Here is a 23,988-nt window from a genome sequence, read left to right as displayed (position 1 = left end):
CGCCGGGACCGTCGAACGCCGAGGGGCGGAGGAGATCTTTCGCGCTCCGAACTACTCGGTGTCGCCCCTGGCGTGTAGAAACGCTGCGTACCCGTTGCACACCGAGGAGGGACCCAGTGGAGATCGAGGTGGAGCCCGGCGAAGTCGGTTTCGACCCGGACCGGCTGCGGCGCATCGACCGGCACTTCGCCCAGTACGTCGACGCGGGCAAGCTGCCCGGCTGGCTGGTCATGGTCACCCGCCGCGGCAAGGTCGCGCACCTCGCCACGCACGGGATGCGCGACGTCGAGAGCGGTGCGCCGGTGGAGCAGGACACGCTGTTCCGCATCTACTCGATGACCAAGCCGATCACCTCCACGGCGATCATGATGCTGTTCGAGGAAGGTGCCTTCGAGCTCACCGACCCGGTCAGCGACTTCATCCCGTCCTTCGCCGACCTGCGGGTCTACACCGGGGGCACGGCCCGCGCGCCGCAGACCCGCCCGGCGGGCGAGGAGATGCGGATCTGGCACCTGCTGACCCACACCTCGGGGCTCACCTACGCCTTCCACTACCTGCACCCGGTGGACGAGCTCTACCGGCAGGCGGGCTTCGAGAACGGCGTGGCCGACGACATGGACCTGGCCGGCTGCTGTGACGAGTGGGCGTCGCTGCCGCTGCTGTTCGACCCCGGCGCCGCCTGGAACTACTCGGTGTCCACCGACGTGCTCGGCCGGATCGTCGAGGTGGCCTCCGGGCAGACCCTCGACGAGTTCTTCCGCACCCGGATCTTCGAACCGCTGGGCATGACCGACACCGGGTTCGCGGTGGACCGCTCCGACGCCGACCGGCTGGCCACCCTGTACGTGGCCGACCCGGAGGGCAAGGCCCGGCGCCACCCGAAGCACGACCTGGCCCACGCGGCCGCCTTCGAACTGCCCAAGGCGCTCTCCGGCGGCGGCGGGCTGTTCTCCACGGCGCACGACTACCACCGGTTCACCCAGATGCTGCTGCGCCGGGGCGAGCTGGACGGCACCCGGCTGCTGGGCAGCCGCACGGTGGACTACATGACCCGCAACCACCTGCCGGGCGGCGCCGACCTGGAGACGCTGGCGCTCGGCTCCTTCTCCGAGGCGGCCAACGCGGGCAAGGGCTTCGGCCTGGGCTTCTCCGTGGTGGACGACCCGGTGGCCGCCAAGGTGCCCAGCTCGAAGGGCGAGTTCGCCTGGGGCGGCATGGCGAGCACGGCGTTCTGGGTGGACCCGCAGGAGGAGCTGACGGTCGTGTTCATGACCCAGCTGATGCCCTCCAGCACCCACCCGATCCGCTCCCAGCTGCACCAGCTCGTCTACCAGGCCCTGGTGGACTGAGCCGGTCGTCCCGGGCCCGCGGCGCCGCGGGCCCGGGGCGTCAGGCCTCCAGGACGCGCGATTCGCCGATCGCCAGGTCCCACAGCTGCTCCGGGTCGCGGCCCGCCTCGCGCCAGGCCTTGCGGACCCGGGTCAACGGTTCCACGACCGGTTCGCGGGTGAGCACGAAGGTGCCCCAGTGCATCGTGGCCGCGTGCGCGGCGCCCAGGTCCGCGACGGCCTGCACGGCCTCCTCCGGGTCCATGTGCACCGGTGCCATGAACCAGCGCGGGTCGTAGGCGCCGATGGGCACCATGGCCACGTCGATGCCCGGGTACCGCTGCCCGATCTCGGCGAAGTGCGGCCCGTAGCCGCTGTCCCCGGCGTGGTAGACGCGGTGCCGCGGCCCGGTGATCACCCAGCTGCCCCACAGGCTCCGGCAGGTGTCGAGCGGGCCCCGGCGGCTCCAGTGCCGGGCCGGGGCGAAGTCGAAGGTCAGTCCGGCCACCTCCGCGGACTGCCACCAGTCGAGCTCGACGACCTCGGTGAAGCCGCGCCGCCGGAACCAGCGGCCCAGCCCGGCGGGCACCAGCACCGGCGTCGAGCGCGGCAGCCGCTGGACCGTCGGGGCGTCCAGGTGGTCGTAGTGGTTGTGGCTGATCACCACCGCGTCGACCGGCGGCAGCTCGCTGAACGCCACACCGGGCGGGGTCAGCCGTCGCGGCACGCCGGGGATCCGGGAGGACCACACCGGGTCTGTGAGCACCGTGGCCCCGGCCATCCGCAGCACGTAGGTGGAGTGGCCGACCCAGGTCACCGCGGTGTCCTGCGCGGCGACCGGCGGCAGGCCGCGGCGCAGCACCGGGATCCGGTCGGCGTCCTCCACCCGTCCCCGGAACCCGCCGGTCCACATCAGCCGCAGCACGTCGCGGAAGCCGGGCAACGGGGTGTGCAGGCGGTCGGCGTAGGAGGACGGGATTCGCACCGGCTGGTCCTGGGCTCGCACGCCCCCAGGTTGCCCTGCGCACCCCGCCCCCCGCACCCACAACACCCGAAGATCACAGCAGTCGTGGACCACAACCCGGCCGCCACCCCGTGGAGGTCGGACACCTGATCTCCACCGGGATCGCGCGGAGACCCCGGCACACGTCGGCGCGTCGGGTCCCGGCACGCCGTTGACGTGTTCCACGGCATGCGCGTCGCCCCAGAGGGGGCGGAAGGGGCAGAACCCCCGTGGAAGGGACGGACGGCTCTTCCGCCGAGGTGGCGGAGGACGCCCGAGGTCAGACCGGCGTCAGAAGGCGGGCCAGGGGATGGCGGGCCAGTCGCCGGACGGGGCCGGGAACACCCCGGCCTCGAGCAGACGGTCGATCCGGGCGCTGATCGCCTGGACCTCCTTCACCGTGATGTGCTCGGCCAGCTGCTCCGCCAGCTCCCCCTCCATCCGGGCGCGCAGCTCACCGAGGCGGTCGACGGCCTCCTCCGGCAGCGGCTCGCCGATCCACCCCCACAGCACGGTGCGCAGCTTGTCGTCGGTGTTGAGGCTGACCCCGTGGTCCACGCCCAGCACCCGGCCGTCCGGGGCGTGCAGGATGTGCCCGCCCTTGCGGTCGGCGTTGTTGATCACCACGTCGAGCACCGCCAGGCGCTGCAGCTGCTCGTGGTCGGCGTGCGCGAGCACGACGGGATCACCGTGGTGGTCCTGGGCGCGCAGCACCGGCAACCAGCCGTCCGGCACCTCGTCCGGTGGGACGACGTCGACCAGCTCGGAGCCCTCCTCGACGTCCACCCACAGCTGCACCATGCCCGGCCCGAACGGGCCGTCGCGCAGCACCGTCGGCGGGACCAGTCCCCAGCCCGTGCTCTCGGCGAGCAGGTAGGAACCGACCTCGCGGCCGGCCAGCGTGCCGTCCGGGAAGTCCCACAGCGGGCGCTCCCCGCGCACCGGCTTGTAGACGCACTCGGCGGACAGGCCGTCGACCTCGACCCCGCAGAACAGCGTCGCGTTGGACGCCTCCACCAACCGCCCCTGGACGTCCAACCGGCCGTGCAGGAGCAGCTCGTGGACCGCTGGATCATCGGCGCGCACGCGCCTCAGACCTCTTCTGCGCGGCGGTAGCCGTTCTGCCGGGGGCAGATGTGCCCGCTCGGGTCGAGCGGTTCGGCGCACAGCGGGCAGGGCTTGCGGCCGGCGTTGATGACGCGCTCCGCGCGCTCGGCGAACGCCCGCGCGTGCGCGGGGGTGAGGAACACCCGCAGCGCGTCGGGGCCCTCCTCGGTGTCGTCGAGCACCACCGACTCGTCGATCTCCTCGTCGGTGACGGCGAGCAGTTCGACCACCACCGCCTCGGTCTCGGCGTCCCAGCCCAGCCCCATGGTCCCGACCCGGAACTCCTCGTCGACGGGCACCTGCAGCGGGTCGGTGTCGACGAGCTCCTCCGGGGTCTGGGCGGGCAGCTCGGCGTTGAAGCGCCGCTGCACCTCGTCCAGCAGCGCGCCGATGCGTTCGGCGAGCACCGACACCTGCTGCTTCTCGAGCTGCACGCTCACCGTGCGGACGTCCTCGGTCGCCTGCAGGTAGAAGGTGCGGTCGCCAGGTTCCCCGACCGTTCCGGCGACGAAGCGGTCGGGTTGACGGAAGACGTGGATGACACGAGCCATGACCCCTCCGACATTAGGCCACCGATCGCGCGCGGTGCGCGACTGGCCCCCGTTTTGTTCGTCACCGGCACCCGCAGTGCCGGTCTACCCGCAGGACCTGCCCGCCGACCACCGGTTTCGGCGATGTTCGCCGTTGGCGAACTGAGGCGCGACCGGTCCGGTGCCGATAGTCTCGCAACGGTGATCGCCGATCGCGGGATGGAGCTGCCGATGAGCATGCGCGAACTACGTCGCCCGCCGCGGTTGCGCAGCGGTGACACGGTGGCGCTGGTCGCCCCGGCCGGCCCGGTGCCCGAGGACCTGCTCGACGCCGGACTGGCCCACCTGCGGGCGTGGGGCCTGGACGTGCGCGTCGGCAAGCACGTCCGCGACCGCCACCCGCGACTGGGCTACCTGGCCGGCACCGACGCCGAGCGGGCCGCCGACCTGCAGGAGGCCTGGTGCGACCCGGACGTGACCGCGGTGTTCTGCGCGCGCGGCGGGTACGGCAGCATGCGGGTCCTGGACCACCTGGACTGGGGCGAGATGGCCGCGGCCGGACCGAAGGTCTTCGTCGGCTCCAGCGACATCACCGCCCTGCACGAGGCCGTCGCCACCCAACTCGGCCTGGTCACGGTGTTCGGCCCGATGGTCGCCACGGAGGCGTTCGTGCAGGACCCGGCGGCGCGGGAGCACCTGCGCCGCACCCTGTTCCAGCCCGAGTCGGTCACCATCCTGACCCGGTCCTCCGCGGACGCCCTGGTGCGCGGCCGCGCCCGGGGCACCACCTACGGCGGCAACCTGAGCATCGTGGCGGCCTCGCTCGGCGCGCCCGACGCACCGACCCCGCCGGAACGCGGCATCGCGCTGCTGGAGGACGTCACCGAGTCCCCGTACCAGCTGGACCGGTTCGTCACCCAGCTGCTGCGCGCGGGCTGGTTCGACCACGCCGTGGGCATCGCGCTCGGGTCGTGGACCGAGTGCGGGCCGCTGGAGGAGGTGCGCGCGGTGATGTCGGACCTGCTGGGCGGTCTGGGCGTGCCGGTCCTGTGGGAGCTCGGCTTCGGGCACTGCACCGCGCAGCGCACCATCCCGCTCGGCGTGGCCGCCGAACTGGACACCGATGCCCAGCGGCTGTCCGTCCTGCAACCGGCCCTGCTCTGAGCCGCCGCTCAGGCCCCGGCCCTGCGCCGGGCGTAGTGCTGGCGGGCCTTGGCCCGGTTGCCGCAGCGGGCCATGGAGCACCACTGCCGGTTGCGGGCCGGCGAGGTGTCCAGGAAGCGGAGCCCGCAGCGGTGGAACGCGCAGACCGCCACGCGCGGGAACGGCTCGGTGGCCAGCAGTTCGATCGCGTCGACGGCCACCGCCGCCAGCGCCGCCCGCACCGGATCGCGCGGTTGCGGGCGCACCGCCGCGACGGACCCGTCCCGGCCCACGCGCAGCTGGAGCGCTTCGCGGTTCTCACCCCGGGCCGCTGCGTTGATCAGCTCCACGTCGGGCCCGGCGGGGATCGCGCGGTCCGCGCGGGCCAGCACCGCCCGGTCGATCGCCTCCCGCAGCGCCACCGCGCTGGCCAGGTGCGCGTCCGAGGGCCGGCCGTCCGCGAGGAGCCCGACCTCCCGCAGCCAGTCCGCCAGCAGGTCCGGCGACACCAGCAGCTCGCGGCCGCCGCCGTAGCGATCGCGCAGCGTGTTGACCAGGTCGAGGCAGAGCCGACCGCCGTCGCGCACCCAGTCGCTCATCCTTGCCCTTCCCGCGGCTCTCGACCTACCATCCTAGTCTCTAACCTCCTTAGACAGTTAGAAAGGAACGGAGCGGGCCGATGCCGTCCCAGGGAGTCGCCCAGGTCAACGGGTTGCGCATGCACTACACGACAGCGGGCAGCGGCCCCGGGCTGGTGCTGCTGCACGGCTGGCCGCAGACCAGCCACTGCTGGCGCAAGGTGATCCCGGAGCTGGCCCGCACGCACACCGTGATCGCGCCGGACCTGCGCGGCTACGGCCGCACCGACAAGCCGCGCGACGGCTACGACAAGCGGACGATGGCCAGCGACGTGTCCGAGCTGGTGGCGTCGCTGGGCTTCGAGTCGGTCAGCGTGGTCGGCCACGACCGGGGAGCGCGGGTGGCGCACCGCTGGGGCCTGGACCGGCCGGACCAGGTCGAGCGGGTGGCGCTGCTGGACATCGTGCCCACTCGGGAGATGTGGCGGCGGATGGACACCACCATGGGCTCGGCGTACTGGCACTGGCTGTTCCACCTGCAGCCGGACCTGCCAGAACGCTTGGCGGGCAACGACGTCGCCGGCTACCTCGGCCACTTCTTCGAGCGCTGGACGGTGAACCGGCACGGCCTGGAACCCGAGGCGATCGACGAGTACGTGCGCGCGTTCTCCGCACCGGGGGCGCTGCGCGCGGGGTTCGACGACTACCGCGCGGCGTTCCCGCTCGACAGCGAGCACGACGACGCCGACGCCGAGGCGGGCCGCAAGCTGACCATGCCGGCCCTCGTGCTGTGGGGGTCGGCGGGCCTGCCCGCGCGGCTGCCGATGCGCGAGATCTGGGACGCCTACGCCGAGGACGTCACCTGCGCCGAGATCGCCGACTGCGGGCACTTCCTGCCCGAGGAGCGCCCCGAGCAGGTCCTGGCGCACCTGCGAGGGTTCCTGGCGTCATCGCGCGGTTGAGAGGGGACACGTGCGAGTCCGACCCGTGACACCGGAGCGGCTGGTGGCGGAACTGGTCGACCGCATCGACGCGCTCCCGGGCCGCTGGGCGCGGGTCGCGGTGGACGGCGCCCCGGCGGCCGGCACCGGTGACCTCGCCGACTCGCTGGTGGACCCGCTGCGCACCCGCGGCCGCGAGACGGTCCGCGTCCGCACGGCCGACTACCTGCGCCCGGCCTCGCTGCGCCTGGAGCACGGCCGCCGCGACCCGGACTCCTACTACGAGGGCTGGTTCGACCTGGGCGGTCTCACCCGCGAAGTCCTGGACCCGCTGGCCGACGGCGGGTCCGGCGAGGTGCTGCCCGCCCTCTGGGACGCCGAAGCGGACCGCTCCCCGCGGCTGCCCGGCGTCCCGCTGCCGCCGCGCGGAGTGGCCATCGTGGACGGTCCGCTGCTGCTGGGCGCGGGACTGCCCTTCGACCTCACCGTGCACCTCTGGCTGCCCGAGGCGGCGCTGCACCGGCTCACCCCGGAGGCGGAGCGCTGGACGCTGCCGGCCTTCCAGCGCTACGCCGACGAGGTCTCCCCGCTCCACCTCGCCGACCACGTGGTCCGCGTCGACCGCCCGGGCCGCCCCGCCGTGGTGGACAGCCTGGACTGACGCCGCGCCTCAGCCCGTCGTCTCGGCCTGGTCCGACGTCCCCACCGCGCGGCGCTCGACGGAGGGCACGGCGGCCAGCAGCGTCTTGGTGTAGTCGTGCTGCGGGTCGAGCAGGACCTGCTCCACCGAGCCGACCTCCACCAGCTCGCCGTGGTACATCACCGCCACCCGGTCGGCGATGTTCCACGCCAGCCCGAGGTCGTGGGTGATGACCAGCGTCGACAGGCCGCGCTCCACCCGCAGCCGCAGCAGCAGCGCCAGGACCTCGCCGCGCACGGTCGCGTCCAGCGAGGCCACCGGCTCGTCCGCGATGAGCACCTTCGGTTCGAGCACCAGCGCACCGGCGATGACCACGCGCTGCCGCTGGCCGCCGGAGAGCTCTCGCGGCAGCCGGCCGAAGAACTTCTCCGCGGGGCGCAGCTCCGCCGCTTCCAGCGCGGCCGCCACCCGCCCGGGCTCGTCGTCGGTGATGCCGTGGATGCGCAGCCCCTCCGCGACCGCCTCGTAGACGGTGTGCCGCGGGTTGAGCGCCCCGGTCGGGTCCTGCAGCACCAGCTGCACCTGCCTGCGGTAGTCCCGCAGGCCCGCGGTGCTGGTCGGCAGCGGCACGCCGTCGTAGCGGACCGCTCCCCTGGTCGGCTGTTGCAGCCCGAGCAGGGTGCGCGCGAGCGTGGTCTTGCCCGAACCGGACTGCCCGACCAGCGCGACGATCTCCTGCTCCTCGACCGAGAGGTCCACCCCGCGCACCGCGTGCACCACCTGCCCGGAGCGCCCGGTGAAGTCGACCGCCACGTCCTCGGCGACCAGCAGTTCGCGCCCCCGGGACGCGCTCTCGGTGAGCCGGAACGCCGGGTCGCCGACGGTGGGGAACGCGTCGGCCAGCGCCTTGCTGTGCTCGTGCTGCGGGTCGGTCATCACCTGCCGCGCCGGGCCGTCCTCCACCACGCGCCCGCGGTGCATCACCACCAGGCGCTCGCAGCTGGCCGACAGCACGGACAGGTCGTGGCTGATCATCACCAGCGCGATGCCGCGCTCGGCCACCAGCCGGCGCATCAGGTCGAGGACCTGCGCCTGCACCACGACGTCCAGCGCGGTGGTGGGTTCGTCGGCGATCACCAGCCGCGGCTCGCAGGCCAGCGCCATCGCGATCATGACCCGCTGCTTCTGCCCGCCGGAGAGCTCGTGCGGGTAGGCGTCGGCCCGCTCGGCGGGCAGCTCCACCTGGGCCAGCAGGTCCGCGACCCGCGCCCGCAGGTCGCCGTCCGCGCGGCCGTGCAGCTTGATCGGCTCGGCGATCTGCTCGCCGATGGTGCGCACCGGGTTCAGCGCGTGCATCGCCCCCTGGAACACCACCGACGCGTCCGCCCAGCGCACCGCGCGCAGCCGCCCGAAGGTCATCTCGCGCACGTCCTCGCCGTCGAGCAGGACCTGCCCCTCGATGCGCGCCGAGCGCGGCAGCAACCGCAGCACCGACATCGCCAGGGTGGTCTTGCCGCAGCCGGACTCCCCGGCCAGCCCGAGCGTCTCGCCCTCGCCGAGGCTCAGGCTCACCCCGCGCACGGCGGGCTCGTCCGCGCCCGGGTAGGTCACCGACACGTCGCGCAGTTCCAGGATCGGACTCACCGCTGCCCCCGGAGCCTCGGGTTGAACACCGTCTCCAACGCCCGCCCGCACAGGGTGAAGGCGAGCACCACCACCACGATCCCCAGCCCCGGCGGGAGCAGGTACCACCAGGCGCCGCCGGTGACCGCGCCGGTGTCCATCGCCGCCTTCAGCATCGAGCCCCAGGACACCAGGCTGGGGTCACCGAGCCCGAGGAACGACAGCGTGGACTCGGTGATGATCGAGCTGGCCACGGTCAGCGTGGTGTTGGCGAACACCAGCGGCACCACCGCGGGCAGCACGTGCTTGCCGATGACGTGGCCGTGGCCCGCGCCGAGCGCCCGCGCCCGCTCGATGTACGGCCGGGTCTCGATGGTCAGCGTCTGCGCGCGCACCATGCGCGCGGTGGGCGGCCAGGCCGTCACCCCGATCGCCAGCACGATCGTCCACAGCCCGCGTTCGAGCACCGTGGACAGCGCGATGGCCAGCACCATGGACGGCAGCACCAGGAAGAAGTCGGTGAAGCGCAGCAGGATCCGCGAGGTCCAGCCGCCGAAGTGCGCCGCGAGCACGCCGACCAGGGCGCCGATCAGCACCGACAGCAGCGCCGCGGCCAGCCCGACCACCAGCGACACCCGAGCGCCCCACCAGGTCAGCAGCAGCACGGAGCGACCGGACTCGTCGGTGCCGAGCCAGTAGTCGCTGCTGGGCGGCTGCAGCGGCTGCCCCGTCGCCCGCGTGACGTCCAGCCCGGCGGGGTCGGTGAGCACCGGCGCCAGCAGGGCCAGCACCGCGGCCAGGACCAGCACCACGAGCCCGAACAGCCCGGCCCGGTCGGCGCGGAACACGCGCCACGCCTCCGCCGCCCGGGCCCGGCGGCGGGCCCGGACGACCTCGTTCGCGGTGGCTGTCATGATTCCCGCACCCTCGGGTCCAGCACCCGGTAGAGCAGCTCGGCCAGCACGTTCATCACCACCACGCTCCCCGCCAGCACGATGAAGATCCCCTGCAGCAGCGGCAGGTCGGGCACCCGCAGCGCCTCGAAGGTGAGCAGCCCCAGCCCGGGCCAGGAGAACACCGTCTCCACGGTGATCGCCCCGCCGACCACCAACCCCAGCCGGAGGAAGATCAGCGTGACGGTCGGCAGCATCGCGTTGGGCACCGCGTGGCGGCGGCGCACCAGGTCCTCGCGCAGGCCCTTGGCGCGGGCCGTGGTCAGGTAGTCCTCGCCCATCTCCTCCAGCAGCGACGACCGCATCACCATCAGGTACTCGGCGTAGATCACCGCCACCATGGTCAGCGCGGGCAGCACCAGGTGGTGCGCCACGTCGAGCAGCTGCGGCAGGAAGCCCGGCGGGGTGTCCGGGGAGGAGATCCCGCCGACCGGGAACAGCCCCGGGATCACGCCGACCCCGACGCCGAAGGCCATGAGCACGATCAGCCCGAGCCAGAACGTCGGCACCGACCACAGCGTCAGCGCCACCGAGGTCGCGGTCTTGTCGAACGCGCCCCCGTGCCGCCACGCCGCGCGGGACCCCATCCACAGCCCCAGCAGCACGGCCAGCACGGTCGCGGTGCCCACCAGCAGCACGGTGGGGCCGATCCGCTCGACGATGAGCTCCCCGACCGGGCGGCTGTAGGTGTAGGAGGTGCCGAGGTCACCGCGCAGCAGGTCGCCCAGGAAGTCCAGGAACTGCTTCCACAGCGGCTGGTCCAGGCCGAACCGCTCGCGCAGCGCCTGGACCTGCTGCTCGCTCACCGGAGCTCCGCGGGTCATGGTGCGCACCGGGTCGCCCGGGATCACACGGAACAGGAAGAACCCCAGCACCGCGACCAGGAACAGGCTCACCACGCCGCCGCCGACCTTGCCGGCCAGGAAGCGGGCGAACCGGCCGCGGCCGCCGCGGGGCGGCGCCTGGTCCGGGACGGAAGCGAGCAGGTCGGACACGGTTCACTCCCTGGTGTCGGCGGTCGCCCGTCGGCGGACGATCACCAGCGCCACCACGACGCCGACGAGCACCACGACCCCGCCGAGCACCCAGGCCACGGTGCTGTAGTCGGTGGCCGAGGCCCCGTTGACGGCCTCGTCCGTGGGCTGCGCGCCGTAGTAGCCCCAATACCCTTGCTGCGCAACGATGACGCCGTCGTTCGCCGGCTGCACGGTGAAGCCGGAGTAGCGGTCGGTGCGGTAGGCCTCCAGCGAGTTCTGGTAGAAGAGGACCAAGCCGGTGGCCTGCTCGTAGAACCGCGCCTGCGCCTGCTTGACCAGCTCGACCCGCTTGGCCTTGTCGAACTCGCCGAGCTGCCGGGCGTACAGGTCGTCGTACTGCGGGTCGCACAGGAACGAGTCGACGTTGCCGCCGCCGCTGGGGCTGGGGCGGGCGGCGCAGGTCTGCAGCCGCAGCACGTAGTCCGGGTCGGGGTTGGCCGACCAACCGCTGATCACCATGTCGAAGTCACCGGCGGTGGTGCGGTCGTTGAGCTGGTTGTCCGACACCGGCTGCAGTTCCACGGCGATGCCGACGTCGGCCAGCCACCGCTTGACGAACTCACCGACCTGGGTGTCCTCCGAGCGGCTGCCGTGGAGCACGAAGTCGAAGGTGAGCGGTTCCCCCTGCGGGGTGTGCCGGATGCCGTCCTCCCCGCGCGGGTAGCCCGCCTCGTCGAGCAACCGGTTGGCCAGGGCCAGGTCGAAGGCGCGCGGCTGCGGCGGGGTCCAGTGGTAGTCGCTGAAGATGGGCGGCAGGTAGCCGCCGCCGACCTGCGCGTAGCCGCCCATCACCCGGTCGACCAGCGTCTGCCGGTCGATGGCGTGGTCGATGGCCTGCCGCACCCGCACGTCCTTCAGCGCCGGGTGGCCGGTGCCGATCGGCTCGTTCTCGCTGTTGGTCGCCCCCGGGTTGAGGATGAGCTCGTAGAAGCGCCGCCCCTGGCCCTTGACCTGCTGGACGTCGGCTTCACCCGCCAGCGCGTCGAACTGGGCCGGGGTCAGCTTCTGCACCACGTCGACGTCGCCCTTGCGCAGCGCCTGCACCGCGGCGTCGCTGTTCTTGAACTGGATGAACTGCAGCTGCGCGACCTTCGGCGGACCGCGCCAGAAGTCCGGGTTGGCGGTGAGCGTGACGTCCTGCTCCGGGCGGTAGTCGGTGAGCACGAACGGCCCGCTGCCGACCACCGGCATCTGGTCGTTGGCGAAGCTGGCGACGTCGGTGACCTTCGACCACACGTGCTCGGGCACGATCGGCGCGTCGATGGCCAGCATCGTCGCCTGCGGCGACTTGGTGCGGATCACCAGTGTGTGGTCGTCCGGCGCCGTGACGGTCTCGAAGTTCTCCACGAAGTTGCCGTTGGCGGTGGCGGCGGCCGGGTCGGTCATCATCCGGTTGAAGGTGTAGGCCGCGTCGCGGGCCGTCACCGGCTGGCCGTCGGACCACGTCACGCCACGCCGGATGTGGAAGGTCCAGGTGAGCTTGTCCGGCGAGGTCTCCCAGCTCTCGGCCAGCTCCGGCTCCACCGCGAAGTCCTCGGCGCGGTAGGTGGTCAGCGTCGGGTAGATCGACCGGAAGATGTCGGTGGCGGCGAGCGTGTAACCCAAGAAGGGGTTCAGCGAGTCGATCTGCTGCTGCAACCCGATCCGGAGCGTGGCGCCCTGCGGCGGGCGCGCGCCGTCCTCCTGCGCCGACGCGGGCACCGGCGCCAGCAACCCGACCAGCAGCACGGCCCAGAGCGCGACGAGTCGTCTGCCCACTTGTGACCCCCTCCTTCGCGGCGAGTGAGAAGAAGGAACCACCTCTCGACGCACTTCGTCAATGCTTGACGAGAAGTCTTCATCGCCGAGCGCTACGCAGTGGAACGAAACCGTTACCCGAACGGCGAAACACCCCTCGAAGGCCTGGTGGGACCGCCGCTCGGGCGGCACCGACGGGAGCGCCGCGCCGTCGTGCGGATGCGCGGGACGGGACGGCGGTCCTGCCCTAGATTGGTCCCCGTGCGGATCTTGATCTCAGCTGACATGGAAGGCGTCACCGGTGTCACCTGGACCGATGACGTGGTGCCCGGGACCGAGCAGTGGCAGCGCTTCCGGAGGCTGTTCACCGGCGACGTCAACGCCTGCGTGGAGGGCCTGTGCGCCGCCGGGGCGACCGGTGTGCTGGTCAACGAGGCGCACTCCTCGCAGCGCAACCTGCTGCTGGAGGACCTCGACGAGCGGGCGGTGCTGCTGACCGGCCGGCACAAGCCGCTGTCCATGATGCAGGGCATCGAGTCCGATGTGGACGGCGTGGTGTTCCTCGGCTACCACGCGCGCGCGGGCGAGGAGGGCGTGCTGTCGCACACCTACCTGGAGAACTCCGTGACCGGCGTGTGGCTGGACGGCCGACCGGCGGGCGAGGGCGGGCTGAACGCGGCGCTGGCCGCCGAGCACGGGGTGCCCGTCCTGCTGGTGACCGGCGACGACCGGGCCTGCGCCGAAGCCGCCGAGTACGCGCCCTCGGCGCGCACCGTCGTGGTCAAGGAGTGCGTCAGCCGCTACGCCGCCGTCTGCCGCCCACCGGCCCGCACCGCGGCCGACATCCGCACCTCTGCGGCCGAGAGCCTGCGCCTGGCCGGGCGCACCACGGGCGACGTGCGCCCGCACCGCATCGAGGTGGAGTTCGACGCCGCGCACCTGGCCGCCGCCGCGGCGGTGGTCCCGACCGTGGAGCAGGTGGACGTGCGCCGGGTCGGCTTCGACGCGCCGAACATGACCGAGGCGATGAAGGCGTTCAAGGTCGTCACGACCATCGCCGGCCGGGCGGTGCAGGGCATCTACGGCTGAGCCGGACGTCGCCCCGTCAGATGTCGCCCCAGCGGGCGGGCTGCCACTGCACGGCCTCCGGCCGCTGCCCGCTTCGGGTGAATTCGTCGAGGGCGGCGCGGAGGTCCCGGAACGGCAGCACCGCGTTGCGCGGGAACTTCAGCGTGCTCCCGGCGTCGAACGGCAGGGCCGGGGCCTCCGGCGAGGGCTCCGGGTTGAGGGTGTGCCAGGACGTCATCTCGCCGTCCTCGGACTCCTCGGTGAAGTTGAGGACCCCGACCTCGTTCTCGGTGTCGGTCACGATCCGCACCTGCACGTAGGGCCCGGGCGCCTCGGGGTCCTGGTGCGGCCGGTCCCAGACGTAGAGGTGGCTGGCCCCCGGCTGCGGCGGGCGCAGCACCTTCTCCACCAGTTCGGCCTTGCTGTCCTCGGTCTGCGCGTAGAAGCGCTCACCGCCGACCACCGCGGTGGTGACGGTGACCCCCAGTTCGGTGTTGCGGGCCCCGATGGCCTCGGAGCGCAGGCCCTCCAGGCAGGTGCGCGCCTCCTTCAGCGCCTTCATCGCCGCACCCTGGTGGAAGACCAGGTCCCCCCAGTACGGGTGGCCGTGCACCTTGTTGAGGTCGTTGTAGACCTCCTGGGTCGCTTCGATCAGCTTGTCCAGGGCCTCCACCGGCACGTCGGCGAGACGGGCGAACACCACCGCGGGTGGTTCGACCGGACCGGGCTCGACTTGTGCTGACATGCGTTCCCTGCATCCACTTCGATCGTGGGCGACCCCCAGGACGCCCCTGCCCAGATCTCGTTCCCCAGCAGGCTACCGCGCGTCAGTGCACGGCCCCGAAGCGCCACCGGGGTCAGCCGGCGGCGTCCCGCAGCACCCCGATCGCAGGCCCGCCGCGCGGCGCCCCGAGCGCTAACAGCGCCCTGGCCAGCCCGTCGGCGTCGTCCAGACCGAGCTCGGAGACCAGCTCCTCGGGCAGGCTCAGCATCGACATCGCCACGCCGAGCATGCCGGCGTCCAGCAGCCCGGCCCCGCGCCTGCTGATCCGCCGCCCGACCGCGCTGTGCAGCTGCACCGCGGTGTCGACGTTGGCTTCGGTGATCGCGCTCAGCGCGGCGCGCACGTCCGGGTTGCGGACGGCTTCGAGGTGGAGTTCGAACAGCGCCAGGAACTGCGACCGCGCGCTGGTGGCCATCCGGCGCAGCATCGCCGCGTACAGCGCGGTGATGTCCTCGGAGCTGAGGTCAGGGGGGATGTCGTTGCACAGCGCGTCCAGCGCCTCGGTGTGCTGGGCGGCCAGGTAGCGCGCGACGGCCAGGAACAACGCGCTGCGCGTCGGGAAGTAGTTCTTCGTGGTGCCCTCCGGGACCCCGGCCTCCCGATCGATGGCCCGGTGGGTGAGCCCACGACCTCCCTCGCGCGCCAACACCTCGATGGCGGCGTCGGCCAGCAGTTCTCTGCGGTTGCCTCGTTGCGGCATGCATCCCCTCGATCTTGGTTCGCTGATCAACAGCCTACCCGGGAACCACGCCAGTGGTGGAGCAGGACCTTGACCGTCGTGTCGCGACATTGGTATAGACCTCGAGTCGCGTCCGATCGCCCCCAGGAGCCACCGAGATGTCGGAGACCGCGCCCGGCCACGCCGAGCACACGCTGGAACACCTGCGGAAGATCGGCGTGCACAACGCCGGCGGACTGCGCACCGCCGCCGAGCGGCTGCTCGCCTCGATCCGCGCGGACGGCCTGGTGTGCACCGCGGGAGCGGGCCACTCGCTGGCCGGGGTGATGGAGTCGTTCTACCGGGCGGGCGGGCTCGCCGCGGTGCGCCCCCTCTACCACCCGGACCTGCTGCCGCTGCACGGCGCGGTGCCCAGCACCCGCACCGAGCGGCGCAGCGGGCTGGCCGAGGAGGTGCTCACCGACGCGGGCTTCCGCGGCGGGGTGGACGTGCTGGTGGTGTTCTCCAACTCGGGCGTCAACCCCTACCCGGTGGAGCTGGCCCGCACCGCCCGCGCGGCGGGCTCCTCGGTCATCGCGATCACCTCGCCGGCGGCCAGCGCCGACGCCCCCAAGCGCGCCGGGACCACGCTGGCCGAGGAGGCCGACATCGTGCTGGACACCCTGGTGCCGGGCGGCGACGCCAGCTACCCGCCCACCGCGCCGGTCACGGCCCCGCTGTCCTCGCTGGCCAACGCGTTCCTGTGGAACACGCTGCTGGTCGAGCTGTTCGACCTGGCCGAGACCGAGGGGCTCGAGCTGCCGCTGTGGCGCAGCTCGAACACCGTCGGCGGCGACGAGGCCAACGCGGCCAACCTCGAGCACTACGGCCAGCGCGTCCCCGGGTTGCTGTAGAACCGCGTCAGCGCGGCGGCGGCACGAGCCGGTCGGCAAGGCAGCGCAGCTGCGCGGCGCGCTCGGCGGCCAGCTGCTGCTCCGGGTCGACGGCCTCGTCCGCCTGGGCCAGCAGCGCCAGCGTCTCGCGCACCGCACCCAGCGGCGGACGCTCGACGGCCTCGGCCAGTTCGTCGACGGCCGCGTCCAGCTGGTCCGGTTCGACGACCGCGTTGACCAGCCCGACCTGCAGCGCCTCGTCCGCGCGGACCTCGCGCCCGGTCAGGCACAGCTCGACCGCGCGGGCGTAGCCGACGGTCTTGACCAGGGGCAGCGTGCCGCCCAGGTCGGGCACCAGGCCCGACCCGGCCTCGGGCATGCGGAAGCTGGCGTCGGCGGCGGCCACCCTGAGGTCGCACGCCAACGCCAGCTGGAACCCGGCGCCGATCGCGTGCCCCCGCACCGCCGCGATGGTCACCCTGTCCGGTTCGCGCAACCAGCTGAAGCCCTGCTGGAAGCTCGCGATCTCTGCATCGGCCTGTTCGGTGGGGCGCTGGGCCATCGACACCAGGCCCGGTGCCCCGTCGACGTCGGCGGCGGTGAACAGCCGCCGGTCCAACCCGGCCGAGAACGCCCGGCCGGCGCCGCGCAGCACCACGACCTGGACCTCCGCGCCCAGGCGTTGACCGATCTCCCGGAGCGCGTACCAGGTGTGCGGAGTCTGCGCGTTGAGCGTGTCCGGGCGGTTCAGCGTGATCGTGGCCCGCCGACCTCGGACCGTGAGCCCCACACCGCCACGGACCAGCAGGTCGGCGTCCACCATCGATTCCGCCAAGCGGACCTCCATCTGAGGCGGCTGGTGGCCGCCGAGCTCACTTCTTCTTCGAACGCGTCGCGCCCCCACGACCGCGCAGCTGAACACCAGATTCGCTCAGCACCCGGTGCACGAAGCCGTACGACCGGCCGGTCGCCTCCGCCAGAGCGCGGATGCTCGCCCCCTTCTCGTACTTCTTCCTTAGGTCACTGGCAAGCTTGTCGCGCGCGCTCCCTGTGATGCGCGCACCCTTCTTCAGCTCAGCCACGGTGTCCCCGCCTTCCCTCTGAGCAGGTCGGGCCTCGCGACCCCTGTCAGCGCAATGATCGAACAGGATAAGCGGGAACGCCAGGCGATCATGGAAAAAAGATCGGCCAACGGCCGAGACGACCACCCGTCGATCACCGGAATGCACTAATCCATCCGTAGTAGTGCACGCGGGACGGACGGCGGTTGCTAAGCCAGCTGGACGAGATCCAGGTAATCGTCCGACCAGTGGTCCTCGGTACCGTCCGGGAGGAGGATCACCCTTTCCGGTTCGAGCGCCTGCACAGCGCCGGGATCGTGGGTGACCAGCACGACCGCGCCCTCGTAGGTGCGCAGCGCGTTGAGCACCTGCTCGCGGCTGGCCGGGTCGAGGTTGTTGGTCGGCTCGTCCAGCAGCAGCACGTTGGCCGCGCTGGAGACCAGCCCGGCCAGCGCCAGCCGCGTCTTCTCGCCGCCCGAGAGGGTCCCGGCCGGCTGCTGCAGCTGCTCGCCCTGGAACAGGAACGCGCCCAGCAGGGTGCGCAGCTGCTGCTCCGGCGCGTCCGGGGCGGCGCTGCGGATGTTCTCCCAGACCGTGGCGTCGTGGTCCAGCGTTTCGTGCTCCTGCGCGAAGTAGCCGATGCGCAGCCCGTGACCTGCGACGACCTCGCCGGAGTCGGCCTTCTCCAGACCGCCCAGCAGGCGCAGCAGGGTGGTCTTGCCGGCACCGTTGAGGCCCAGCACGACCACGCGTGAGCCGCGGTCCACGGCCAGGTCGACCCCGCTGAAGATCTCCAGCGAGCCGTAGGACTTCGACAGCCCCTCGGCGGTCAGCGGGGTGCGCCCGCAGGCGGCCGGTTGCGGGAAGCGGATCTTGGCGACCTTCTCCTGGGCCTGCTCGGTCTCCACCTCGGCCAGCAGCTTCTCGGCGCGGCGGGCCATGTTCTGCGCGGCGACCGCCTTGGTGGCCTTGGCCCGCATCTTGTCGGCCTGCGCCAGCAGCGCGGACGCCTTCTTCTCGGCGTTGGCGCGCTCGCGGCGGCGGCGCTTCTCGTCGGCCGCGCGGGCGTCCAGGTAGCGGGCCCAGTCCATGTTGTAGACGTCGACCTCGCCGCGGATCGCGTCCAGGAACCACACCTTGTTGACCACCGCGGCCAGCAGGTCCACGTCGTGGCTGATCACCACCAGCCCGCCGTCGTGGTTCTTGAGGAAGTCGCGCAGCCAGCTGATCGAGTCGGCGTCGAGGTGGTTGGTCGGCTCGTCGAGCAGCAGCGTGCTGGCCGAACGGCCACCAGGCCCGGCCTCGGACGCGGCGAACAAGATCCGGGCCAGCTCGACGCGGCGCCGCTGACCGCCGGAGAGGGTGCGCAGCGGCTGGTCCAGCACCCGGTCGGGCAGGCCGAGGTTGCTGCAGATCCGCCCGGCCTCGCTCTCGGCGGCGTAGCCACCGCGCGCGGCGAAGCGCTCCTCCAGCCGGCCGTAGCGGGCGATCGCCTTGTCCCGCTCACGCTCGTCGGCCAGCTCGGCCATCGCCGTCTGGGTCTTCTCCATGTCGCGCAGCAGCTGGTCCAGGCCGCGCGCGGAGAGCACCCGGTCCTTGGCCGTGACGGTGAGGTCGCCCTCGCGCGGGTCCTGCGGCAGGTAGCCGAGCTCGCCCCGGCGGGACAGGTCACCGGCGTAGGGCTCGCCCTCCCCCGCCAGCACCCGCAGGGTGGTCGTCTTGCCCGCGCCGTTGCGGCCGACCAGGCCGATCCGGTCGCCGGGCTGGACGCGCAGGGTGGCGTCCGAGAGCAGGATGCGCGAACCGGCGCGCAGCTCCAGGCCGGTGGCAGAGATCAAGGGAAGCTCCGAGAGTGGTGGTCGAGCGGTTCCACGGACGCGCCCACCGGGAACGACCGCGGTGGGCGGGGAGGCTGAACGGTCCGGTCGCTAACTGGTGACCGGCCGGATCAGCGACGGGGTGGCGCGGGGAACGCGAACCACGAAGCGCTTGGTGACCACCCGGTCAGTGTACCGGGCGGTGTCGATCGCACTTCCCGCACCGCACCGGCTGCTCACAGCACGAAGGTGTCGTTCCACAGCTGCGTGGTGCGCCCCGAGAGGGCCTCCAGCAGCGCCGCGGCCTGGTCGTCGGTGAGCGAGGCCACGAAGTCGATGACCGCCCGGCCGCGCGCCATCCGCTCCAGGTGCGCGGTGTCGACCTCCACCGGCTCCCCCGGCGGCACCAGCACCTCCGGGGCGTCGCGGTGCAGCAAGGCGAACTCGGCGCGGGCCCGGTCGAACAGGTCGCGCAGCCGGCGCGGCAGCCGGGCGGCCTCGCTGCGGTCGATCAGCCAGTTGTCCAGCGCCTCCACCAGCTTGCTCAGCAGCCGGTCCTGGCCGCGCTGGTGCAGCGCCAGGTCCGGGCGCTGCAGCACGAACCGGCGGTGCACGAACTTGAGCACCTGCACCTCGTGCCACTGCTCGACGGCCAGCGTGACGTGGCCGGACCGCGTGGGGGGCTGTTCGAGGACCTGCACGCCCTCCACCAGCCGCTGGGTCCACTCGCCGGAGAACGCGGCGACCGCCTGCTCGGCCTGCTGCGAGCGGTCGAAGGGCACTTCCAGCAGCTTGGTGACGAGGTTCGCGAGGACCTTCTTGACCGCGCTGACGAACGCCTCGTCGTCGGCGATCCAGGAGTCCTTGGCGTGCAGGCGGCGGCGCAGCCGCTCCAGCGAGCAGCCCGGGCGCAACCCGTCCCCGGCCAGCTCGACGTCGGAGCGGCCGGCGAACTCCACCGCGTGCCCGAGCCACTCGGTCAGCTCGTGCGAGACGCTGGTGTGCTGCAGGACCCCGACGCGGTGGAAGTCCTCCAGGTCGTGGATGGCGTAGGCGATGTCGTCGGCGGTGTCCATGATCGACGCCTCGACGGTCTGCTGCCAGTCCGCGAGCCGCCCCTGGAACGGCGAGCGCGCGTCGACCATGTCGTCCAGCTCGGTGCTGTAGCAGGAGAACTTCGCCGACCCGGTGCCGGGCGCCTCCTCCGGCTCGGAGGCGCCGCGCGGCGGTTCCGGCAGCGTCCGCGGGTGCGGCTGCGGCGCCGACAGCCGGGTCCACGGGTACTTCAGCAGCGCCGCGCGCACGGCGGCGGTGAGGTCCAGGCCGTCGCAGTCGGCGCCGCGCACGTCGATGCGGGTCACCACCCGGTAGCTCTGCGCGTTGCCCTCGAATCCGTCGGGCAGCGCGAACCGCTGCCGGGCCAGCCGGTCCAGCACGCCCTCGCCGAGGTGCCCGAACGGCGGGTGGCCGAGGTCGTGGCCGAGCCCGGCGGCCTCCACCACGTCCAGGTCGCAGCCGCCCAGCCGGTCCAGCTTGGCCAGGTCGGTGGGATCGGCCACCAGCCGTTCGGCGATGGCGCGCGCGACCTGGGCGACCTTGAGGCTGTGCGTCAACCGGTTGTGCAGCAGCAGCCCCGAGCCGCTGGGGCTCACGACCTGGGTGACCCCGCCCAACCGGGCGAAGAACGCCGAGCTGGACACCCGGTCCCGGTCCGCCCGGAACGGGCTGGCGGCCAGGTCACCCGGGGCTCGGTGGGGGCCGGTGCGGCCGCTCCGCCGACCGGCCCGAAGCTGCGCGTCCTCCATGACCACACGTTAGACGATCGCCCTCGTGCGCCGGCCGTGCGGACCGCGGCGATCTCGGCCACACGCCCACCCCGCTCGGCGACCCTGGCGGCGAGGTGGGGGGTCGGCGTGATCTGATTTCCCCGTGGCAGATGTCGTGGTGGTCGGCGGCGGCCCGGCGGGACGGGCCGCGGCCGCGGCCTGCAGCGACACCGGTCTGGAGGTCGTGCTGGTCGACCCGGCGCCGCGCCGCGTCTGGCCGCACACCTACGGCAGCTGGAGCGACGAGCTGCCCGCGGCCGTGCGCGACGCCGCCGTGGCCGCGGTGGCCGACCGGATGCTCCTGCACGGCACGCACCGGCACGAGTGGGCCCGGCAGTACGCCGTGCTGGACAACACCGCGCTGTGGAAGCACCTCTGGCGCCACGACGTCGTGGAGGTCACCGGGCGCGCGCAGACCGCCGAGCACGGGCCCACCGGGTCGACGGTGGTGCTCAAGGACGGTCGGCGCATCGCCGCGGCGGTCGTGGTCGACGCGAGCGGCGCGGCCCGGGCGCTCTCCGGCGGGCGCCCGGCGCACACCTCGGCGCAGCAGAGCGCGGTCGGCTGGGTGGTCAGCGCCGCTGCCGCCGAGCCGTCCTGCCGCCCCGGCACGGGCGTGTTCATGGACTGGCGCCCCGCCCCGCAGACCCGCGGCGGGTGGCCGACGTTCCTCTACGCGGTGCCCGTCGGCGCCGACCAGGTGCTGCTGGAGGAGACCTCGCTGGCCCGCCGCCCGGCGCTGCCGCTGGCCCTGCTGCGCCGGCGGCTGGCCGGCCGCCTCGCCGAAGCCGGGGTGGGCGAGCAGGAACGGATCTCCGAGGAGCGCGTGCGGTTCCCGGTGGACGACCCGCTCCCCCGCCCGGGGCGGGTGGTCCCGTTCGGCGCGGCCGCCGGTTTCGTGCACCCGGCGAGCGGGTTCAACATCGCCGCGTCGCTGCAGCGCGCCCCGTGGTTGGCGGCGGCGATCAGCGCCGCGCTGCCCTCCGGACCGGCCGCCGCGGCCCGCGCCGGGTGGTCGATCCTGTGGCCGCCGCGCGCGGTGAGCGGGCACCTGCTGCGGCACCGGGCGCTGCGGGCGCTGCTGTCGATGCCGCCCGAGCAGGTCCCGGAGTTCTTCGAGCTGTTCTTCCGGCTGGACGCCGAGCACCGCGCCGCGTTCCTGGCCGCCGACGACGACCCGGCGGGCACCGCAGCGGCGATGTCCGCGCTGTTCGCGGGCGCGCCGTGGCGGATCCGGCGGCGGCTGGTGCTGGGCGGTCTGTCCGTCGGCCACCCGCTGGCCCGGCACGGCCTCGGCGGCGGCTAGCCGCGCGCCCGCCCCTCCGGCGTCCACGCACGCGCCGTGCCTGTGGCGCTGCGGGCGGTTGTGTCAACCGCCACCCACCGGTGCCAGCCCGTGTTCGCCGCTGGTCAAGCACGCTAAGTTGGTCGGCGGGGAGGCGGTCCTCCGCCGTGAGGAGGGGCTGAGATGCCGGTGAACGCATCGTGAACACCGTCTATGGGGCACCATGAGGCCGGGCAGCATCGACTCCGTGCAAGCGCTGGTCGACGAGGTGCGCTTCGCGTTCCAGCCGTTGATCAACGTCAAGACCGGGGCCATCGTCGCGATCGAGGTGCTGGCCCGGCCGCGCGGGAAGCACGTCCAGGAGCTCTTCCGGGAAGCCGCCCGGCAGCGACGGCTGACCGAGCTGGACGTGGCACTGGCCACCTCGGCGCTGAGCGCCGCCGCCGAGCACGAATCCCTGCTGCCGCTGCACCTGAACGTCTTCGGCGGCACCGTCACCCACGACCTGCAGCGCTTGGACCTGGTGCGCGAGCGGCTGCGCGAGATCGGCCGCCGCGAGCAGGAGGTGACGCTGGAGATCGGTCCGCCGTTCGCCCGGCTGGACGTCGACGCCCTGCTGGCCGGGGTGGACCAGCTGCGCGACGACGGGTTCGGCATCGCGCTGGACGGTGTCGGCGAGGGTGACGTGCCGCTGTCGTTGATCGCCGACATCGGCCCGGCCGCGGTCAAGCTGGACCGCGCGGTCGTGCAGCAGCTGCCGGGCAGCCCGGGCCGGGTCGCGCTGGTCGAGTCGGTGCGGCACCTGTGCGAGGCCACCGACAGCCAGCTGGTCGCCGAGGGCGTGGAGAACGAGCGCCAGCTGACCACCCTGCGCCGCAACGGGGTCCGCCTGGTGCAGGGCAACCTGCTGGCCCCGGCGGCGCGGCGGCCGCCGACCGCCAGCAGCGTGCCCGGGGTGGCGGCGGAGATCACCGACCCGCACGGCCCGCCGGTGAGCTCGCTGGCCAGCGGGCCGCGGGTGACCGAGTTCCTGTCGCCGGCCACGATGCTGCCCACCGACGTCACCGCGGACAAGGTGCGCGAGGTGCTGGCCGACCACCCGGAGATCAGCGGCGTGGTGCTGGTCGACGAGGACAACCGCCCGCAGTGGACCATCGACCGCAACCGGTTCCTGCTCGCGGTGACCGGCCCGTACGGGCACGCGCTGCACGCCAAGCGCCCGGCGTCCCGGCTGGCCGACGAGCCGCGGGTGGTGACCACGGCGACCACGGCGATGGAGGCGCTGGGCCTGGTGACCGGCGCCGAGCAGAACCGGATGTACGACGACGCGATCGTGGTGGACGAGTCGGGCCGGTGCCTGGGTGCGGTGCGCGCGGGTGACCTGATCCGCGGCATGGCGGAGCTGAAGGTCGAGGAGGCCGCGGCGCTGAACCCGCTGACCCGGCTGCCGGGCAGCGACGCGATCGCCCGGGACGTCACCCGCCGCGTCGCCGCGGGCGAGGTCTTCGCGGTGAGCTGGCTGGACATCGACGGGTTCAAGTCCGTCAACGACACGGTCGGCTTCTCCGCGGGCGACGACCTGATCCGCGCCGTCGGCCGGAGCCTGACCGATGCCGCCGCGTCGCTCAGCTCGGTGCAGGTGGGACACGTCGGTGGGGACGACTTCCTGCTGGTGGCCGACCTGGACGACCTGGTGCCGCTGGCGGAGCAGGTGCTCGCCCCGGAGCGCTCCGCGGGCGGGATGGCGGTGAGCCTGTCGCTGGCGACCCTGGTGTGCACGCCGAGCACGGTCGCGAGCTACGACGAGGCGTCCAGCCGGCTCGCCCCGCTGAAGAAGCACGCCAAGTGGCTGACCGGGTCCAGCTGGGTCATGTCCCGCCCCGGCACGGACCGCGTCGAGGTGCTGCGCGGCGAGCAGCCCGGCGCCACCTCGCCCACCCCCGACCAGGAGCGTCCGCCCAGGTCCTGAGCCCGCC

At 73.0% G+C, this 23,988-nt stretch carries 22 protein-coding genes; 8 read left to right on the top strand and 14 right to left on the bottom strand.

The window, feature by feature from the left end; translation table 11 throughout:
• The first annotated feature begins 116 nt into the window (after window positions 1-116).
• A complete protein-coding gene (locus tag HNR68_RS12225) occupies window positions 117-1,349 on the top strand; it encodes a serine hydrolase (protein ID WP_179720541.1) in 1,233 nt (410 codons plus the stop codon).
• A gap of 40 nt (window positions 1,350-1,389) precedes the next feature.
• Here HNR68_RS12225 and HNR68_RS12220 read toward each other — a convergent pair whose 3' ends face one another.
• The 3 genes from HNR68_RS12220 to HNR68_RS12210 all read right to left on the bottom strand — a co-directional run bounded on the left by HNR68_RS12220 (window position 1,390) and on the right by HNR68_RS12210 (window position 3,989).
• A complete protein-coding gene (locus HNR68_RS12220) occupies window positions 1,390-2,313 on the bottom strand; it encodes an MBL fold metallo-hydrolase (protein ID WP_343050087.1) in 924 nt (307 codons plus the stop codon).
• Window positions 2,314-2,622: 309 nt separating this feature from the next.
• Window positions 2,623-3,417, bottom strand: coding sequence for an SCO1664 family protein (locus HNR68_RS12215; protein ID WP_179720537.1), 795 nt, complete (start codon window positions 3,415-3,417; stop codon window positions 2,623-2,625).
• A 5-nt stretch (window positions 3,418-3,422) separates the two neighbouring features.
• Complete coding sequence (locus tag HNR68_RS12210) at window positions 3,423-3,989, bottom strand: DUF3090 domain-containing protein (protein ID WP_179720535.1); 567 nt, start codon at window positions 3,987-3,989, stop codon at window positions 3,423-3,425.
• A gap of 198 nt (window positions 3,990-4,187) precedes the next feature.
• Between HNR68_RS12210 and HNR68_RS12205 the strand changes: the two genes are divergently transcribed.
• Window positions 4,188-5,132, top strand: a complete 945-nt coding sequence (locus tag HNR68_RS12205; RefSeq protein ID WP_179724959.1) for a S66 peptidase family protein — start codon at window positions 4,188-4,190, stop codon at window positions 5,130-5,132.
• Window positions 5,133-5,140: 8 nt separating this feature from the next.
• Here the strand turns inward: HNR68_RS12205 and HNR68_RS12200 are convergent, their stop codons facing one another.
• Window positions 5,141-5,710 (bottom strand): CGNR zinc finger domain-containing protein, encoded by a 570-nt coding sequence (locus HNR68_RS12200; RefSeq protein ID WP_179720533.1) that lies wholly within the window; start codon window positions 5,708-5,710, stop codon window positions 5,141-5,143.
• Window positions 5,711-5,790: 80 nt separating this feature from the next.
• On the opposite strand from HNR68_RS12200, the gene HNR68_RS12195 reads away from it, so the two are divergent.
• Complete coding sequence (locus HNR68_RS12195) at window positions 5,791-6,651, top strand: alpha/beta fold hydrolase (protein ID WP_246330438.1); 861 nt, start codon at window positions 5,791-5,793, stop codon at window positions 6,649-6,651.
• Window positions 6,652-6,661: 10 nt separating this feature from the next.
• A complete protein-coding gene (locus HNR68_RS12190) occupies window positions 6,662-7,291 on the top strand; it encodes a nucleoside/nucleotide kinase family protein (protein WP_179720531.1) in 630 nt (209 codons plus the stop codon).
• A 9-nt stretch (window positions 7,292-7,300) separates the two neighbouring features.
• Here HNR68_RS12190 and HNR68_RS12185 read toward each other — a convergent pair whose 3' ends face one another.
• From HNR68_RS12185 to HNR68_RS12170, 4 genes are read right to left on the bottom strand one after another with little or no spacing between them, the layout of a single operon-like run.
• Entirely contained in the window at window positions 7,301-8,914 is a 1,614-nt protein-coding gene (locus HNR68_RS12185) for a dipeptide ABC transporter ATP-binding protein (RefSeq protein WP_179720529.1), read from the bottom strand.
• Window positions 8,911-9,807, bottom strand: a complete 897-nt coding sequence (locus HNR68_RS12180) for an ABC transporter permease (protein ID WP_179720527.1) — start codon at window positions 9,805-9,807, stop codon at window positions 8,911-8,913. The genes HNR68_RS12185 and HNR68_RS12180 overlap by 4 nt, the downstream gene beginning before the upstream one ends.
• Entirely contained in the window at window positions 9,804-10,841 is a 1,038-nt protein-coding gene (locus tag HNR68_RS12175) for an ABC transporter permease (protein WP_179720525.1), read from the bottom strand. Before HNR68_RS12175 ends, HNR68_RS12180 begins: the two co-directional genes overlap by 4 nt.
• A 3-nt stretch (window positions 10,842-10,844) precedes the next feature.
• On the bottom strand, window positions 10,845-12,641 hold the full coding sequence (locus tag HNR68_RS12170; protein ID WP_179720523.1) for an ABC transporter substrate-binding protein: 1,797 nt from the start codon (window positions 12,639-12,641) through the stop codon (window positions 10,845-10,847).
• Window positions 12,642-12,881: 240 nt separating this feature from the next.
• Between HNR68_RS12170 and HNR68_RS12165 the strand changes: the two genes are divergently transcribed.
• Complete coding sequence (locus HNR68_RS12165) at window positions 12,882-13,709, top strand: M55 family metallopeptidase (RefSeq protein WP_179720521.1); 828 nt, start codon at window positions 12,882-12,884, stop codon at window positions 13,707-13,709.
• Between the two features lie 16 nt (window positions 13,710-13,725).
• On the opposite strand, the gene HNR68_RS12160 is transcribed toward HNR68_RS12165, so the two are convergent.
• Both HNR68_RS12160 and HNR68_RS12155 read right to left on the bottom strand, forming a co-directional pair.
• Entirely contained in the window at window positions 13,726-14,433 is a 708-nt protein-coding gene (locus HNR68_RS12160; protein WP_179720519.1) for an Imm1 family immunity protein, read from the bottom strand.
• Between the two features lie 112 nt (window positions 14,434-14,545).
• Window positions 14,546-15,172 carry a TetR/AcrR family transcriptional regulator gene (locus tag HNR68_RS12155; RefSeq protein WP_179720517.1) on the bottom strand — a complete coding sequence of 209 codons (627 nt, stop codon included), beginning with the start codon at window positions 15,170-15,172 and terminating at the stop codon, window positions 14,546-14,548.
• 137 nt (window positions 15,173-15,309) lie between these two features.
• On the opposite strand from HNR68_RS12155, the gene HNR68_RS12150 reads away from it, so the two are divergent.
• The gene (locus HNR68_RS12150; protein WP_179720515.1) at window positions 15,310-16,044 is read left to right on the top strand and encodes an SIS domain-containing protein; all 735 of its coding nucleotides are present in this window, start codon (window positions 15,310-15,312) and stop codon (window positions 16,042-16,044) included.
• Window positions 16,045-16,051: 7 nt separating this feature from the next.
• Here HNR68_RS12150 and HNR68_RS12145 read toward each other — a convergent pair whose 3' ends face one another.
• The 4 genes from HNR68_RS12145 to HNR68_RS12130 all read right to left on the bottom strand — a co-directional run bounded on the left by HNR68_RS12145 (window position 16,052) and on the right by HNR68_RS12130 (window position 20,706).
• Window positions 16,052-16,858: an enoyl-CoA hydratase/isomerase family protein gene (locus HNR68_RS12145; RefSeq protein ID WP_343050086.1), complete on the bottom strand. Its 807-nt coding sequence runs from the start codon at window positions 16,856-16,858 to the stop codon at window positions 16,052-16,054.
• A 37-nt stretch (window positions 16,859-16,895) separates the two neighbouring features.
• Complete coding sequence (locus tag HNR68_RS12140; protein WP_010310662.1) at window positions 16,896-17,105, bottom strand: helix-turn-helix domain-containing protein; 210 nt, start codon at window positions 17,103-17,105, stop codon at window positions 16,896-16,898.
• Between the two features lie 188 nt (window positions 17,106-17,293).
• The gene (locus HNR68_RS12135) at window positions 17,294-18,922 is read right to left on the bottom strand and encodes an ABC-F family ATP-binding cassette domain-containing protein (RefSeq protein WP_179720511.1); all 1,629 of its coding nucleotides are present in this window, start codon (window positions 18,920-18,922) and stop codon (window positions 17,294-17,296) included.
• Window positions 18,923-19,137: 215 nt separating this feature from the next.
• Window positions 19,138-20,706: a deoxyguanosinetriphosphate triphosphohydrolase family protein gene (locus HNR68_RS12130; protein ID WP_179720509.1), complete on the bottom strand. Its 1,569-nt coding sequence runs from the start codon at window positions 20,704-20,706 to the stop codon at window positions 19,138-19,140.
• A 124-nt stretch (window positions 20,707-20,830) separates the two neighbouring features.
• Between HNR68_RS12130 and HNR68_RS12125 the strand changes: the two genes are divergently transcribed.
• A complete protein-coding gene (locus tag HNR68_RS12125; protein ID WP_179720507.1) occupies window positions 20,831-22,033 on the top strand; it encodes a lycopene cyclase family protein in 1,203 nt (400 codons plus the stop codon).
• 202 nt (window positions 22,034-22,235) lie between these two features.
• Window positions 22,236-23,981 (top strand): GGDEF domain-containing protein, encoded by a 1,746-nt coding sequence (locus HNR68_RS12120; protein WP_179720505.1) that lies wholly within the window; start codon window positions 22,236-22,238, stop codon window positions 23,979-23,981.
• Window positions 23,982-23,988 lie beyond the last annotated feature (7 nt).

Source organism: Saccharopolyspora hordei, from assembly GCF_013410345.1.
GTDB lineage: Bacteria > Actinomycetota > Actinomycetes > Mycobacteriales > Pseudonocardiaceae > Saccharopolyspora > Saccharopolyspora hordei.
Note: the sequence above shows the minus strand (reverse complement) of the source record. Positions and strands in the feature narration are given on the sequence as shown.

Bases quoted from the DNA above. Each gene is read 5' to 3' on its own strand.
- HNR68_RS12210 (WP_179720535.1), bottom strand. From the start codon at position 3,989: ATGGCTCGTGTCATCCACGTCTTCCGTCAACCCGACCGCTTCGTCGCC.
- HNR68_RS12130 (WP_179720509.1), bottom strand. From the start codon at position 20,706: ATGGAGGACGCGCAGCTTCGGGCCGGTCGGCGGAGCGGCCGCACCGGC.
- HNR68_RS12195 (WP_246330438.1), top strand. From the start codon at position 5,791: ATGCCGTCCCAGGGAGTCGCCCAGGTCAACGGGTTGCGCATGCACTAC.
- HNR68_RS12155 (WP_179720517.1), bottom strand. From the start codon at position 15,172: ATGCCGCAACGAGGCAACCGCAGAGAACTGCTGGCCGACGCCGCCATC.
- HNR68_RS12160 (WP_179720519.1), bottom strand. From the start codon at position 14,433: ATGTCAGCACAAGTCGAGCCCGGTCCGGTCGAACCACCCGCGGTGGTG.
- HNR68_RS12120 (WP_179720505.1), top strand. From the start codon at position 22,236: ATGAGGCCGGGCAGCATCGACTCCGTGCAAGCGCTGGTCGACGAGGTG.
- HNR68_RS12205 (WP_179724959.1), top strand. From the start codon at position 4,188: ATGGAGCTGCCGATGAGCATGCGCGAACTACGTCGCCCGCCGCGGTTG.
- HNR68_RS12200 (WP_179720533.1), bottom strand. From the start codon at position 5,710: ATGAGCGACTGGGTGCGCGACGGCGGTCGGCTCTGCCTCGACCTGGTC.
- HNR68_RS12150 (WP_179720515.1), top strand. From the start codon at position 15,310: ATGTCGGAGACCGCGCCCGGCCACGCCGAGCACACGCTGGAACACCTG.
- HNR68_RS12180 (WP_179720527.1), bottom strand. From the start codon at position 9,807: ATGACAGCCACCGCGAACGAGGTCGTCCGGGCCCGCCGCCGGGCCCGG.